Origin of the sequence: Mangrovimonas futianensis (assembly GCF_021245805.1) — a bacterium.
Lineage (GTDB): Bacteria > Bacteroidota > Bacteroidia > Flavobacteriales > Flavobacteriaceae > Mangrovimonas > Mangrovimonas futianensis.
Window position 1 is genome coordinate 462,296 of record NZ_JAJJNF010000002.1, and the last position, 15,510, is coordinate 477,805.

Genomic DNA, 15,510 nt, shown 5'->3' on the forward strand with positions numbered 1-15,510 from the left:
GGTTTTAGTATTGAATTCCAGAGGTAATGGTTTCTTCTATTGTAGAAACCAAATTCTCCCTATTTTCAAAGGTAGCCAATTTAATGGGCTTATGCACGGTTAAAGAGATTTTTGCGCCCAATCCCATAGGGAATTTCCCATATTTTAACGTTTTCCAGGAGTTATTAATGGTGATGGGCACAATGGTTGCAGATGGTATTTTTTTGAATAACATCTCCAAACCTTTGGTTTGAAATTTTTTAGGAGTTCCATCTTTGCTTCTAGTTCCTTCTGGGAAAATCACCGCTGCCCGATTGTTGCTTTCGATATATTCTCCAAATTTCATAATGGCAGGAATGGATTGCCTTGGATTTTTTCTGTCGATCAAAACAGAGCCTCCATGTCTTAAATTATATGACACACTGGGAATTCCTTTTCCCAATTCAATCTTACTGATGAATTTTGGATGATGTTTTCTCATATGCCATAAAATGGGAGAAATATCATACATGCTTTGGTGGTTGGCGACAATGATTAGAGGTTGGTTGGTATCAATGTCATAGTCGTTATGAAACGTATAAGTAGTTCCTAAAACATTCATGGAGCGCATCAGAAAAAACTGCAACCAATCAACACTTATTTTATGTGCTTGATAACCAAAAACATTAAAGCAGACCCATTGAATGGGATGAAAAACAATTAAGGTCAGCCCAAAAAACAGAAAATATAAAATAGTTAAGGGATAAGCTAGTATTTTTTGCATGGGTCAAAGTTAGTCCAAAATTGGAAACAAAAAAGCCACATATCAATGTGGCTTTAATTTTTTTTAGATTTTAAATCTAGCAATGCTCGTTATAGGCATCCATTAAGTTGTCAGCAATCATTTCTGCTGGTCTTCCTTCAATGTGATGACGCTCTAGCATATGAACCAATTCACCATCCTTAAACAAAGCCATACTAGGAGAGCTTGGAGGGAAAGGAATCATATATTCTCTAGCTTTAGTTGTTGCATCTTTATCTACACCTGCAAAAACGGTCACCAAATGATCGGGCGTTTTAGCATTTTGCAAACTCATTCTTGCCCCAGGACGTGCGTTTGCTGCCGCACAACCACAAACAGAGTTGACTACTACCAAGGTCGTTCCCTCTTTGGCTATAGCAGCATCAACAGCCTCTACAGTATGCAATTCCTCAAACCCAACATTGGTTAAATCTTCGCGCATTGGTTTTACTAATTCTGCTGGATACATATATTTAATTTTTTATGATTAATAATTGTGGGGCAAAGATACCAATTGTGTAACAAATGGCAGAGGCATTCTACTAACAAATAGTATATTTACCTATAAATTAAATTGATAGTTACCATGAGTATTTCAAAATGGCTTGGAGCTGCTTTGGGTTGGTCTTTTGGCGGACCTATAGGAGCAATTATTGGATTGGCTTTGGGGTCGGTTGTAGATTCGATGGCAGATGGTGCTGGATTCCCATATTTGGGAGAAGGTGAAGACCGAAAAAGACAGCGTCCTAAATACCGCAAAATGCCTAATTATGAAAGGAAAGCCCAACCTAAAACTACCTCCGGAGATTTTGAGGTGAGTTTGTTGATTTTGGCATCTATAGTGATTAAGGCTGATAACCATCAAGATCAAAGAGAACTGAATTTTGTGCGTCAATATTTTGCTAACATGTATGGTAAGGAACGGGCTAACCACGCCTTTAAGCTGTTTAAAAATATTAACCAACAAGATATTTCTACAAGACAGGTCTGTATGCAAATTCAACGGATGATGGACCACCCCTCCAGACTTCAACTCATTCACTTTTTATTTGGTATTGCTAAAGCAGATGAACATGTCACCGAGGCTGAAGTCAAGCAGATCTATACCATTTCTGGTTATTTAGGGGTTAGCTCTAGAGATTTTGAAAGCATTAAGGAGATGTTTTATAACAGTGTGGACCATGCCTATAAAATCTTGGAAATTGATAAAAATGCTTCTGTAGAAGAGATAAAAGCCGCATATAGAAAAATGGCCAAAAAATACCATCCCGATCGGGTGGCCCATTTAGGGAAGGAGCACCAAGAAGGAGCCGAGGAAAAATTTAGACAGGTACAACAGGCCTACGAACAACTTCAAAAAGAAAAAGGATTTTAAAAAAATGGATATTTAAAGGAGACCTTTTGTCTATTTGACCATTAATAAGAAAAACAACCTTATGAATGATAAAAAGATATTGGCTCTTTTTAAAAATGGTCAAGAGGAGAAAGCCTTTCTAAAACTTTACGCCCTTTACCCTAGGATTGAGAAGCTTATTTTGTCTAAAGGAGGAACTAAAAATGATGCTCAAGATGTGTTTCAAGAATCACTAATCATCTTGCATCGCAATTTAGAAAAGACAAATTTCAAACTTACTTCTTCATTTTACACTTATTTATATTCTGTATCACGTTTTGTTTGGAAGGATATCCAAAAGGGATACTCAAAACAGGAGCTTATGGATTTTTCAAAGGAAGAAACCGAAATGTTCCAAGATGTTTTGGAAGAAAGAAAGTTTAAACTAGCAGAGAAAGCGTTCTCTGAATTAGGAAATCGATGTCGGCAATTGCTGCAACTGTTTTACTTGAAAGATTGGTCTTTCAAAGTTATTGCAATACATATGCAGTTCAAATCTGAAAAAATTGCCAAGAATCAAAAGTATAAATGCCTTAAGAAGGTTAAGAGCATTTATGAAACTTTAATTACCAATCATTCTTAATTCAGAAACCATGGAAAAATTCACAAAAAATATAGATGCCATTGAAGCTTATTTGAAAGAGCAGCTTAGTTATGAGGGGGCTTTAAGGTTTGAAAAAGACTTGGAATCAGATGTTGATTTTCAAAATGATTTTACTTTTCATAAAGCATTCTTAGGTGGAATGAAAAGGACATCGTTAAAAAAAGATATTCAACAAGCTAGGAAGTTATATACGACAAGGAGGTATTTTAAGATCGGAATTTTAATTACGGCTGCATTAGTTGGGTTTTTGTTGGTCTATTTGTTGGTTCTAAAAACGAATGATAACAATAGCCAAGATTCAAAACTGCCAAAAAAGGAACTGCCCAGTAAAGCGATTATAGTTCCGCCAGTAAGTATAGATTCTATTTTAAATAATACCATAATAGATAGGAAAGAAGATATTCCTGTGGAAAAAAAGAGTCTTAAAGGCAATGAGCAAATTACAAATACTAAAGATTCTGTAGAAAGTAACCATGTAGATTGGCCAGTAAAAAAGGCGGTTCACTTTGTTTTACATTCTGAAAAGGACACAATTTTAAAGCTTCCCGAGGGCACCAAAATTAAAATTAAAGCCAATTCCTTTAAGAATTCTAAAGGATTAAAGGTTCATGGCGTGGTTGATTTTAGGGTTACGGAATATTACAAAATATCTGATATGCTGTTGGCAAATTTATCAACAACCTCAGAAGGCGAAATTCTGGAAACTGGAGGCATGTTGTTTGTTGAGGCTTTAAAAGAAGGTGAAAATTTAGAACTTGATCAATCCATAGAAATAAGTTTTCCGTGTAAAAAGAAGGAAAAGGATATGCAGTTGTTTACAGGAGAGTGGTCAGATTCTGAGGTTAATTGGGTATTGGTAGAGGAGGAAGATGAATTGGAAAATCTGGAAGTCATGGAGCCAGTTTCAGAGATATTTGAAGAGGCTTATGTTGAAGTCCCGTTTAACCTGGTTGAGCAGCCCCCTGTTTTTCCTGGATGTCAAGAAGAAGGAAGGGAGGCTTTAATATCTTGCTTCAATGAGAAAATGAAGGCCTTCTTTTTAGAGAAGTTTAATTTAAGTATTGCTGAAGAGTTAAAATTTACTGGGAAATTTTCTGTAAAGGTATTTTTTAAAATAGATGCAGAGGGAAATGTTTTTAATGTGTATGCTCATGCGCCGCATAAAAAACTAGGGAAAGAAGCGCTAAGAGTGGCTCACCTTTTACCACAAATGAGTCCGGCAAAGCAGAGAGACAAGGAAGTTGTGGTTCCTTATTTTATCCCTTTGGAGTTTAAATTTCCGGGTAAAACGCGGTCAAGACGTACCTTTCGAGTTGCAGATGACTCGCTGTATTTTCAAAATTTTGATCGCAAATGGATGGAACGAGATAGTATCAAAGCATCGGGAAAATCATCGGTCTCAAGTAGTGAGATTCTTCAATATGTGATGGCAACCTCAAAATTGGGTTGGATTAATTGTGATCGCTTTGTGAAAAGTCAAAAGGAAAAAGTAAAATATAAATTCAAATTAAAGAATGCCGACGGAAGCAAGGTTAGTTTGGTTTTTAAATCGATAAAATCCATTCTTCGTGGCAAATCAAACAATAACTATTTTGATTTTGGTGAGTTGCCAAAGGAGGAGGAAGTTATGTTGGTGGTCATAAGGAAAGTGGGAGATACTTTTTATTTAGGATTGAAAGAGGAATTGGTTAGGGATATATCTGAGATGGAGTTGGATTTTAAGGAATTAGATAGCGCTAGTTTGAAACATGAATTAGAAAAGCTAAATGCATACTTAGAGGAATAAACATTAGATTATTGGGGCCTTAAATTTCGGATTTTTTTGAGATAAATGGTAAATATGGCATTTAGGTTTATTTTTGAGGTTTAAATAGAATGATAAAAAACAGACATGACAGATAATAAAATTCCATTTACAAGACAAGAAGAAAATAATAATGTATGGTTGTCTCATTTAGATACTTCAGAGTTTCAAGTGGTAGATCATGGAATAACGCCAACTGTGCTGCCTTCCGAAGCAGCTGTGGGACAAGCCATGTTGCAGGAATTATATGCAACTGCAGCCGAAAAAGAAGGCGATATCAACATCGCGCTTTTGGGTGGTCGTGGTGCTCAGGAATTACATCGTTTATTGGGTGAGATCGCTAAAACAGGTGAGAAAGATGCATTGTTAAGTCGGTTAAATGTATTTACACAAGACGCTTTGGCACCAATGAACATGGCTAATGGCTTCAGTTTTGTTAGGGATTTTGAACGTATTTTGGGAGACGCTTTTTTCAAGAAGATAAAAAGCTTTACCCCCATGCAAACCGATACAGTCGATTTGGAATCGGCTCTTATGGGGTATTTGACGAAACTAGAAAATTTAGGTGGTTTGGATATCTTTTTTATTGGTCATGGACCAGAAGCCAAACAAGCGTCTCACTTGGCTTATATAAAACCGTTTTCAGGGGCACAGTGGCATCATGTTGCTGGAATCATACCTATTTCAAATAGTATTTTAGAGCATCATATCAATAAATTTAAGGCAGGGGGCAGTTTGGTGAGTGAAAGAGACGAACAGGAATGTCGATCAGCAAAATATATTTTAACTCTTGGTCCTGCGGCGATATTACAAGCCAAAAAAGTGGTGCAGTCGGTGGTTGATGCTGATACAGCTCCAGCCAAAGTAGACACTTATGCCAAGGTGCTTCAAACAGCAATCAGTTCCGATTTGGAGGAAGCCAAACAGCAATTAAACGCCAATCCAGGTTTGTGGATCAGATTGCATTCAAATACCAAATCGTTTGTATTGCCTAATCTCGGCGTGTAAAGCAAACATTTACTTTAAGTTTAAGCGCATACCAAAAAACAAGCGCCTGCCCTGATTGGGAGCATACACATAAGATGGATCAAAAGTAAGCGCATACGGATTGTCTAGAGTAGGAATGACATTACCATTGCTGTCAAAATCCACATGTTCATCAAAGGGATCGTCGGCTCGAGCTATTAAGAAGGGCTCCTTTTTACCAGGAGTCCAATTGAGAATATTCTTGACGCCGCAATAGAATTCTATGTTTTGTAAACCATCATACGTGACTTGAATGTTTTGAAGGCTCCATATGGGCGATTCGCTGCTTCTAGGATCCAATTCACCTAGGGTTGGTAATAACATAGAGCCATAAATGCTTCCGGTATAATCAAACGAAAGGTTTGTAGGGTAATGTTTGTAGCTTGCACCCCAATTTCCTGAGAAACGTTCGGTAAGCAATTGCCTGTTTTTTTCGCCGTTTTCATATTGATTTACTTCTTGAAAAGTGGCGCCTATATTGGCCTTGATTCCATGAGCAAAAACGGCATCAAAATTTAGGCTTACACCTTGTGAAATGGCGTGTCCGTCTAAATTATTATATATAATTTGGTTGGGATTGGTTTCATAATCGGGTACAATTTGATTGGTGAAATAGGTATGCCAAGCCGAAGCATCTAGGGTAAACATCATACCACTAGTTGTGTATATTTTTTTGAGGTAATTGATGTTCACGTTATATGATTCTTCAGGCTCTAGCGCTTCTTCTATTATCACATCGCGCGCTCCTGTCAAAGCGGCGTGTTCTTCGGTGAAAAGATTGACGACTCTAAAACCCGTTCCTGCATTGATACGGATAATGTCTTCGTCAGTAGGTTTAAATCTATAGGCAACTCTGGGGGTAAAAATGCTCCCGTGGCGTTTATCGTAATCATAACGGGCGCCTAATAATACATGATGTTTGCTGTTAAAGGCTATTTCGTCTTGAATGAAAAGCGAAGGAATGGTTACCTCGTCGGCCGTTTCTGTGGCTGTGGTATTGTCGTTATAGTAATTGTATCTTATTGCAGTGCCGAAGAGTAAATCATGTTTTTGGATGGACTTATCCCAAATTAATTGTCCAAAACCGATACGTTGTTGCGCTATGTAGGGCATGTTCCCATATACCGAGTTTTGATCATGGTCAGAGTATGAAAACTGGAAATTTATGGTTTCGCTAATAGGTAATTGATAGAGGCCTATAATCTCAAACCGTGAGGTATAAATACTTTCTCCATAAACTTTGTCGCCACCTCGATAACTCTTGTTCCAGTTCATTTCTCCACCCCATCGATCTTCATAGAAATACCTGCCAGCAATTGAAAAAGCTCTGTTTTTAGGTCTGTTAAAAGACCATTTTTGAAAAACCGAGATTCGATCTTGTAGGGTTACATCAGTAAAATGATCATTGTTGTTGTCTATGGGGTTGCTGTAATGGAAGTAATTAATTCCGGTCAAGACATTCGCTTTTTTGCCAAGTGTGGCTTTATATCCTAAATCAATGTTGGCTTCTCCCCAGCCAGTCACAAAACTATCTAATGTGAGTTTGGAAGTGTTTTCTGGTAATTTGGTAATGATATTGATTAAACCACCCACGGCCTCACTTCCGTATAAAGAAGAAGCAGGCCCTTTTACAATCTCTATTTGCTCAATCAAGGAATTAGGAATTCCCGACAGGCCATATACGGTGGAAAGTCCACTTACTATCGGCATGCCATCAATAAGAACCAGAGTGTAAGGACCTTCTAATCCATTGATATGGATGTCTCCCGTATTACAAACATTGCAATTGATTTGGGGGCGCACTCCATTTACATTCTGTAGAGCTTCAAAAATACTGGGGGTTGGGTTTTGTTTTAAAAAGGTGGTCGAGTAGATTTCCACAGGTACCGGACTCTCGAGTCTGCTCACAGGTTTTAAGGTTCCTGTTATGACTACTTCGTTTAGGGCTTCGGTTTCATCAAGAGCGAAGTTTATGTTAAGATTTTGATTGGTGATCTCTATTTTTTTGGTTTTGGTAGTAAACCCTGTAAAGGAAGCTGTAAGGATATAAATCCCGGAAGGCACATTTTTCATCAGATAACTCCCTTGTTCATCAGTCACACCTCCCAGATTGGTGTTTTTTAAATAGACATTGACGTAGGGCAGTGGTTCGCCATTGGAGGTAACCATACCCGAAATAGTAAAATCCTTTTGTCCGTGGGTTTTGAAAATGCCCAAAAAGATAAAAAAGTAAAGGAGGCGCATGTATGAAATAAACTTATTTTTATGCAAAGTTAAAATAAAATTTAGACAAGACTAAAAAATTGTTTTTATTGAAGTAAATCAATATCTTTGACCAAAAGAAAACCATGTTATCATTAGCCGAAGAAAATTATTTAAAGGCCATATATCATCTAGGAAAGTTTGGGACTATTTCAGTGAGTACTAATGCTATTGCTGATAAAATGGCTACTAAAGCTTCCTCTGTAACTGATATGATAAAGAAGTTGGCAGAGAAGGAATTAGTGGTTTATAAAAAATATCAAGGGGCGAAGCTTACAGAAAATGGCAGAAAACTGGCGGCTTCGGTAGTAAGAAAACATAGGTTGTGGGAAGTTTTCTTAGTGGAACACCTTAATTTTTCTTGGGATGAGGTTCACGAAGTGGCAGAGCAATTGGAACATATTCAGTCTGAAAAATTAATCAATCAACTTGATGCTTTTTTGGAATTTCCCACCCATGATCCACATGGAGATCCCATTCCGGATAAAAATGGACAAATAAAGAAAACAGACAAGGTGCTTTTGGCGCAGGTCAAAGAACACGAACATTGCATGTGTGTTGGTGTTAAGGATTCTTCCAAAGAGTTTTTGAAGTATCTGGATAAACATCAGATTGCTTTGGGAACCCAGTTTAAAGTATTGTCCAAAGAGGCTTTTGATGAATCCATGATTTTGGAAGTGCACAACAAGCCTTTGAGTATATCTAAAGTGGTTTCGAATAACTTATTTGTAAAGAGCAACCAATGAATATAAGTCAGCCATTATATAACCTGATTCTTTTTGTGCTTCTTGCAGGCTTGCTTTATTTTTTGTTTCGACCTACCAAAGGTTGGTTTTGGATTATTCAAAACAGTGTTAGAACCGATCAAAAAACCATCACAGAAGATATTTTGAAACAAATGTACACTTGGGAAAATCAGGGAGTTGTTATTTTCAAGGAAGATTTGATCAAGAGTTTGAAATACAGTGATGGAACGCTAGAAGATGTTTTGGAAACCATGGAAAAAAGCATGCTCATTACCCAAACTGAAGAGGTGTTGGAACTAACGCCATCAGGTAGGAGTTATGCTATAAAAATTGTGCGTGTTCACCGTCTTTGGGAAAAATATCTAGCGGAAAAAACAGGATTTGAAAAAAGCGAGTGGCACCATCGTGCTGAGAAAATGGAGCACCGATTAAGTCATGAGGAGACCAATATGTTGGCGACCCAATTAGGAAACCCCATGTACGATCCTCATGGAGACCCTATCCCAACGCATGAAGGAGACGTATTGGATATAGAAGGAGAATCTTTGGCAGATTTGGAAATAGATACCGTTGGTAAAATTGTGCATATCGAAGATGAACCTGATGTGATTTACCGCCAGATTTTAGCTGAAAACATACATATAGGTTCACAAATTAGGGTTGTTGAAAATAGCAAGCAACGGGTGTTGTTCTATTCGGAGGGTGAAGAGTTTGTCTTAGCTCCAGAAGTGGCTAAAAATATTACGATTCAAGTTTTTGAAACAGAAGTAGTATTTGAGGAAGATGCTGTTCGGTTGTCTTCCCTTAAGAAGGGAGAGGAGGCTGAAATTATAGGGATTTCCAAAGAATTTAGAGGTGATGGCAGACGACGACTACTGGATTTAGGCTTTGTAAAAGGCACCCCTATAAAAATTGATTTGGTAAGCCCTTTAAGCAATCCAAAAGCGTATTTGGTTAAAGGAACCACCATTGCGTTGCGAGAAGATCAGGCGGCCAAAATACTTATTAAAAAACGGTAAAATGGAGAACAAGAAAATAACAAGTGCATGTGAGGCATGTCCGCAATTTAATCCACATGGATTGAAAAAATTGGGGGTCAATGCAGAAAATACCGATTTTGTTATTGCCTTGGCGGGTAATCCCAATACTGGAAAAAGTACCGTATTCAATGCTTTGACAGGGTTAAGGCAGCACACGGGTAATTGGCCAGGTAAAACGGTAACAAGAGCTGAAGGAGCGTATCAATACAATAATAAAAAATACAAACTGGTAGATTTACCTGGAACCTATTCTTTGCTTTCTACATCACAGGACGAAGAGGTTGCCAGAAACTTTATCCTTTTTGGAAAACCAGATGTCACCGTAATTGTGGTAGATGCTGGAAGATTGGAGAGAAACCTGAATTTGGTACTTCAAATTTTGGAAATAACAGGTAAAGCAGTCTTATGTTTAAATCTGATGGATGAAGCCAAGAGAAATCACGTTGAGGTTAATGAGAGAGCATTGGCTAAGCGTTTGGGAATCCCCGTGGTTCCCACAAGTGCCAGGTTTAATAAAGGAATTCCAGAGCTTATTGATGTGGTAAGTCAAGTAGCTAACGGACAAATAGTTTGTCAACCACATAGAATTACCAATGTGCCCAAAAGTATTAATGAGGCGGTTCAAAAATTAAGTGAAAAAATAAAAAAACAATTCCCATCCATTCCCAATAGTCGTTGGATTGCTTTCAGACTTTTAGAGGGAGATGAAAGGGTCGTTGAGGCCTTAAGAAATGGTGAATTTGAGATGCAGTAAGATGAAGAATGAAGTTGAAAATATCATAGGGTTGTCAAATGAGCTTCGATGGAAACTAGGAGGTGAATTTCATGATCACATTAGTGAAAGTATTTATGCGGATGCCTCTGAGATTGTAGAAGAAACGGTTAACACAGCTGGCAAAAAGGGAAGAAATGCTATCGATGTCAAAATTGACCAGATAGTTACTAGCAGGAAGTGGGGATTTCCAATCATGTTTTTGATTTTAGGTGTTATTTTATGGATTACCATTATCGGCGCAAACTATCCTTCTAGTCTACTTGCAGAATTATTGTTGGATACGATTCACCCAGCACTGAAATCTGGTGCCAATAGTATTGGTATGCCTTGGTGGTTAAGTGGGTTCTTAATAGATGGGGTGTATTTGGCTTTAGCCTGGGTTATTGCTGTTATGTTACCTCCTATGGCCATTTTCTTTCCGCTTTTTACGCTATTGGAGGACTTCGGATACTTGCCAAGGGTGGCTTTTAACTTGGATTATTTATTTAAAAAAGCAGGCGCCCATGGAAAACAGGCATTGACCATGAGTATGGGATTTGGGTGCAATGCAGCTGGAGTGGTAGCTACAAGAATTATTGATAGTCCACGAGAACGTTTAATAGCTATCATAACCAATAATTTTTCCTTATGTAATGGGAGATGGCCAACACAAATTTTGATTGCCTCCATTTTTGTTGGTGCGATAGTTCCCGAAGCTTTATCTGGTACAGCTTCTGTATTTGCCGTTATAGGTATTGCCATTCTAGGAATGGCCTTTATGTTTACCAGTTCTTGGTTATTAAGTAAAACGGTTTTAAAGGGACAGGTTTCTACCTTCAACTTGGAATTACCTCCCTATCGTCCACCAAGGTTTTGGAAGACACTATACACTTCTTTGATTGATAGAACACTCATTGTTCTATGGCGTGCCATCGTTTTTGCTGCCCCAGCTGGAGCAGTCATCTGGTTGATATCCAATATTATGATTGGAGACCACAGTATTGCCTATTGGATGATTGATTCTCTCAATGGATTTGGGTGGTTGATTGGTCTCAATGGAGTCATTCTAGTGGCTTATATTGTGGCGATTCCAGCCAATGAAATTGTAATTCCAACGGTTCTGATGCTAACGGTTTTGGTTACTGGGATGGCTGGTGGAGCAGGAGCTGGGGTGATGTTTGAGTTGGATTCAGCCAATGCTACTTCCGAAATTTTAAAAGCAGGAGGGTGGACATTATTAACGGCCATCAACCTTATGTTGTTCAGTTTGCTTCACAATCCGTGTAGTACGACCATTTATACCATTTACAAAGAAACCAAAAGTGTAAAATGGACCGCGGTCGCCACATTGATGCCTTTGGCTATGGGATTTGTAGTTACTTTTTTAGTGGCACAGATTTGGTATATGTTTTCTTAAATTTGAACAGATGCATGCAATCAAGTATTTTCTTGTCGTTCTAGCGATATCCTTTTTAGGGCAATTAGGGTATGCCCAAGACCAAATAAAATTGGAAGGGGATCCTCCCCAGATTCTTCTTAATTTAAAATTTGGTGAAACCATGGAATGGAAAGGTTATCAATTGCAATTCATGGAGGTCAAACAAGATTCACGTTGTCCTAAAGGAGTGAACTGCATTAGTCCAGGCGAAGCCATTGTGGTAGTGAAAATTTTTAAAGAAGGGGTCCTTTTAGAAGAAAAGAGCTTAATGATTTCCTATAGGCACTTTCAAGATGACATGACTCAAATTTTGGATGTAGATGGCGAATCCCTTCATGTACAGAACTTAAAACCTTATCCAGTTGATGGAGTTACCGTAAAAGACAATGATAGGTGTCTTCAGGTTATTCCAGTAAATGAGTAGCCTTAGTGACAACCACAATCATCTTTGCCACAGGAATTGGCCGCTTTTTTACTATTTGGAAAGAAAAATTTCCGAACAAGAAAGCCTGCAGCTAATATCACTGCCGAAAAAACTAATATGGTTTGGATGATATCATTTTCCATATCTAAAAGATACAAATTATTTTAAAATTTGGAAAGCCGCCAAGGCTACCAAATAAGCAAAACTACTCATAACAACGAGTTGTAAGGCGGGCCATTTCCAACTGTTTGTTTCGCGTTTTACAATAGCTAACGTACTCATACATTGCATTGCAAAGGCATAAAAAAGTAATAGTGAAATCCCGGAGGCAAAGTTGAACAATGGCGTTCCTAAAATTGGGTTAACCTCTCCTGCCATTCTATTTTTGATGGTGTCTTCTTCCTCACTTCCCACACTATAAATCGTAGCAAGGGTGCCCACGAAAACCTCTCTGGCTGCAAAAGAACTCACAATGGCAATACCAATTTTCCAATCATAGCCTAATGGTTGGATGGCAGGTTCAATGCTTTTTCCAAGACGGCCTATAAAACTATGTTCTAATTTATAAGAGGCAATATGGTGATTTAAATCTTCTTCAGATAGGTCTTGGTCCTTAAATTGTTCTGTAACAATTTCTTCGGCATTATTGAAATTATCTCCTGGTCCATAGGACGCTAAAAACCACAAAACAATGGATATGGCAAGTATGATTTTACCAGCGCCAAAAATGAAGCTTTTGGTCTTTTCAATAACCGTAAGAGCCACGTTTTTAAACAGAGGCAATTTGTAGTTAGGCATTTCAACTACAAAAAAACTACGGCTTTTTATTTTTAGAACTTGATGGAGTATAAAAGCCGAACAAATAGCGGCGCCAAATCCTAACAAATATAATAACATTAGGGTAAGGGCCTGATAGCTTAATCCTAAGAAACGCCCTTCAGGAATGACCAAAGCAATGATTATAAGGTATACAGGCAATCTAGCCGAACAAGTCGTGAAAGGTGTCACTAAAATAGTGATTAGTCGTTCTTTCCAACTTTCAATGTTTCTTGTGGCCATAACCGCTGGAATAGCACATGCTGTCCCAGAAATTAAAGGGACCACACTTTTTCCGCTTAGTCCAAATCTTCTCATGATACGGTCCATTAGGAATACCACCCGACTCATGTAACCACTCTCTTCTAGTATGGAAATGAATAGAAATAGAAAGGCAATTTGAGGAATGAATATCACGATTCCTCCCAGTCCGGGGATAACACCTTCAGCTATCAAATCGGTGAACTGTCCTTGAGGAAGATGGGTACTGGTCCATTCACTTAGAGAGGCAAAAATACCATCAATAAAGTCCATAGGCACACTAGACCAATCATATATTGCTTGAAAGATGGTCAATAAGATAAAGAAGAAAATAAGATAACCCCATACTTTATGGGTTAAAATACGATCTAATTTGATTCTTAAATCCTTGGCCGTGGCTAAATCAATGGTTTGTCCTTTTTTCAGGGCATCATTAATAAATTGGTACCTTTTTATGGTTTCTCTTTGCTGTAAGCGTTTTAAATCTGCCTTCGGTTTGGTTTTAAAATCATCCAAAACCTCGATTTCATTCCTTGAAATCTTACCAAAGTTGACATCTTGCGTGATTACCAACCAAAGTTTATACAACAACTGATTAGGGAATGCTTTTCTTAAACCGTCAAAATATTGAGGATCTATTTCAGAAGCATTGAGACAAGGCTCTGTAGAAAGCTCCTTGTAACTGGCAATAAGTTCTTTTAAAACATCAACACCTTGTTTTTTTCTTGTACTAACTAAGGCTATTTTGGTGTTTAATTTTTTCTCAAGATAATCTATATCTAAACTGATTCCCTTATAAGCCATTCTATCAGCCATATTGATGACTAAAATGGTGGGGATTTCCAAATCCTTGATTTGCGTAAATAAAAGCAGGTTTCTCTTTAGGTTTTCTACATCACTCACTACGACTGCTACATCGGGAAAATCCTTATCGGTTTTATTCAGCAAGAGCTCTATAACAACATTCTCATCAAGGGAAGACGCATTTAAACTATAGGTTCCTGGCAAATCAATGATATGGGCTTTAACACCTCTAGGTAATTTACAAATGCCTTCTTTTTTCTCAACCGTTATACCAGGATAGTTACCTACTTTCTGGTTTAAACCTGTTAGGGCGTTGAAAACAGAAGTTTTTCCCGTGTTTGGATTTCCAATTAATGCAACATTAATCTGCTTACTCATTTTCTAAATCGATTATTATGTGGCTAGCAGTTTCTTTTCTAATAGCTAAATGAGAACCGTTAATGTTGAGGTACAAGGGATCTGAAAACGGAGCAACTTGAACAAGTTCTACAAAATTACCTGGCAAGCAACCCATTTCCAGTAGCTTAAGTGGAATATGGATGGAGGAAACATCTTTTATGATGCCTCTCTGTCCCTTTTTTAATTGTGCCAGTGTCAGGTTCAAGCTTATTTAGATTGATTTTAAAAAAGCAAAAGTAAGTGATTTTTCCACGCCAAAAAAACCGATGGCTTGAAAACTACTCATATTCTTTTTCAAGTGTTTTAATATCATTTAATAGGCGTTCCATATCTTCTTGGTTGGTGCCATCATAAAAGCCTCTTATTTGCTTCTTTTTGTCGATTAGCATAAAGTTTTCAGTATGAATCATATCAAACGGACCGCCGTCACCATCTGTTTTTACAGCCAGATAGCTTTTCCTTGCCAACTCATAAATTTGTTTCTTGTCACCAGTAACCAGATTCCACTTAGAATCTATGACCCCTTTTTTCAGGGCGTATTTTTTAAGTTGTGGTACACTATCAATTTCAGGAGTCACTGAATGTGAAAGTAACATCACTTGGTTGTCATCTTTTAGCTTTTCTTGAAGTTGCGCCATGTTATCGGTCATGATAGGACAAATAGTTTGACAGGTTGTAAAGAAAAAATCAGCTATATAAATTTTATCCTTATATACGTCTTGAGTTATGGTATCCCCATTTTGATTAACCAATTTAAAATCTGAAATCTTATGGTATTTCTTTTGGTAATGCAAGGTGCTATCAACCAATTCAGAGTTGACCATGGTGGGCTGGTATATGGGCAAAGGTTGGTAAACATTTAAAACGTTGTAAATGATAATAACAATGATTACTGAAATAACGGCCAAAGAAATACCAATGTATTTGTAACCCTTAAAGAAGTTCAACATAAGTAAGAGGATTAGTCTTGAACAGTCAG

14 protein-coding genes and 1 pseudogene are annotated in these 15,510 nt (G+C 37.7%); 8 read left to right on the forward strand and 7 right to left on the reverse strand.

Annotated elements, in window-relative coordinates:
- Positions 1-4: 4 nt before the first annotated feature.
- Entirely contained in the window at positions 5-742 is a 738-nt protein-coding gene (locus tag LOK78_RS04900) for a lysophospholipid acyltransferase family protein (protein ID WP_166956591.1), read from the reverse strand.
- A gap of 76 nt (positions 743-818) precedes the next feature.
- A complete protein-coding gene (locus LOK78_RS04905; RefSeq protein WP_053970676.1) occupies positions 819-1,229 on the reverse strand; it encodes a BrxA/BrxB family bacilliredoxin in 411 nt (136 codons plus the stop codon).
- Between the two features lie 117 nt (positions 1,230-1,346).
- Here LOK78_RS04905 and LOK78_RS04910 point away from each other — a divergent pair, with 117 nt between their 5' ends.
- The 4 genes from LOK78_RS04910 (at position 1,347) to LOK78_RS04925 (ending at position 5,569) form a co-directional block, all read left to right on the forward strand.
- Entirely contained in the window at positions 1,347-2,135 is a 789-nt protein-coding gene (locus LOK78_RS04910) for a TerB family tellurite resistance protein (RefSeq protein WP_232634034.1), read from the forward strand.
- 61 nt (positions 2,136-2,196) lie between these two features.
- Positions 2,197-2,736: an RNA polymerase sigma factor gene (locus LOK78_RS04915; RefSeq protein ID WP_232634036.1), complete on the forward strand. Its 540-nt coding sequence runs from the start codon at positions 2,197-2,199 to the stop codon at positions 2,734-2,736.
- A 10-nt stretch (positions 2,737-2,746) separates the two neighbouring features.
- Positions 2,747-4,543: an energy transducer TonB gene (locus LOK78_RS04920; RefSeq protein ID WP_232634038.1), complete on the forward strand. Its 1,797-nt coding sequence runs from the start codon at positions 2,747-2,749 to the stop codon at positions 4,541-4,543.
- A 105-nt stretch (positions 4,544-4,648) separates the two neighbouring features.
- Positions 4,649-5,569: a hypothetical protein gene (locus LOK78_RS04925; protein WP_232634040.1), complete on the forward strand. Its 921-nt coding sequence runs from the start codon at positions 4,649-4,651 to the stop codon at positions 5,567-5,569.
- Between the two features lie 9 nt (positions 5,570-5,578).
- Here LOK78_RS04925 and LOK78_RS04930 read toward each other — a convergent pair whose 3' ends face one another.
- Positions 5,579-7,831, reverse strand: a complete 2,253-nt coding sequence (locus tag LOK78_RS04930) for a TonB-dependent receptor (RefSeq protein ID WP_232634041.1) — start codon at positions 7,829-7,831, stop codon at positions 5,579-5,581.
- A gap of 104 nt (positions 7,832-7,935) precedes the next feature.
- On the opposite strand from LOK78_RS04930, the gene LOK78_RS04935 reads away from it, so the two are divergent.
- From LOK78_RS04935 to LOK78_RS04955, 4 genes and pseudogenes are all read left to right on the forward strand, one after another.
- On the forward strand, positions 7,936-8,595 hold the full coding sequence (locus LOK78_RS04935) for a metal-dependent transcriptional regulator (RefSeq protein WP_053970670.1): 660 nt from the start codon (positions 7,936-7,938) through the stop codon (positions 8,593-8,595).
- The gene (locus LOK78_RS04940; protein WP_232634043.1) at positions 8,592-9,614 is read left to right on the forward strand and encodes a metal-dependent transcriptional regulator; all 1,023 of its coding nucleotides are present in this window, start codon (positions 8,592-8,594) and stop codon (positions 9,612-9,614) included. The genes LOK78_RS04935 and LOK78_RS04940 overlap by 4 nt, the downstream gene beginning before the upstream one ends.
- A 16-nt stretch (positions 9,615-9,630) precedes the next feature.
- Positions 9,631-11,806, forward strand: a pseudogene (gene feoB, locus LOK78_RS16755) (ferrous iron transport protein B).
- 10 nt (positions 11,807-11,816) lie between these two features.
- The gene (locus LOK78_RS04955) at positions 11,817-12,251 is read left to right on the forward strand and encodes a hypothetical protein (RefSeq protein WP_232634049.1); all 435 of its coding nucleotides are present in this window, start codon (positions 11,817-11,819) and stop codon (positions 12,249-12,251) included.
- Positions 12,252-12,253: 2 nt separating this feature from the next.
- Here the strand turns inward: LOK78_RS04955 and LOK78_RS16900 are convergent, their stop codons facing one another.
- From LOK78_RS16900 to LOK78_RS04975, 4 genes are all read right to left on the reverse strand, one after another.
- Entirely contained in the window at positions 12,254-12,394 is a 141-nt protein-coding gene (locus tag LOK78_RS16900) for a FeoB-associated Cys-rich membrane protein (RefSeq protein WP_157492133.1), read from the reverse strand.
- A 16-nt stretch (positions 12,395-12,410) separates the two neighbouring features.
- Positions 12,411-14,510 carry a ferrous iron transport protein B gene (feoB, locus tag LOK78_RS04965; RefSeq protein WP_053970667.1) on the reverse strand — a complete coding sequence of 700 codons (2,100 nt, stop codon included), beginning with the start codon at positions 14,508-14,510 and terminating at the stop codon, positions 12,411-12,413.
- Positions 14,503-14,736, reverse strand: coding sequence for a FeoA family protein (locus LOK78_RS04970; protein WP_053970666.1), 234 nt, complete (start codon positions 14,734-14,736; stop codon positions 14,503-14,505). Before LOK78_RS04970 ends, feoB (LOK78_RS04965) begins: the two co-directional genes overlap by 8 nt.
- Before the next feature lie 73 nt (positions 14,737-14,809).
- Positions 14,810-15,481, reverse strand: a complete 672-nt coding sequence (locus LOK78_RS04975) for an SCO family protein (protein WP_232634051.1) — start codon at positions 15,479-15,481, stop codon at positions 14,810-14,812.
- Positions 15,482-15,510: the final 29 nt, after the last annotated feature.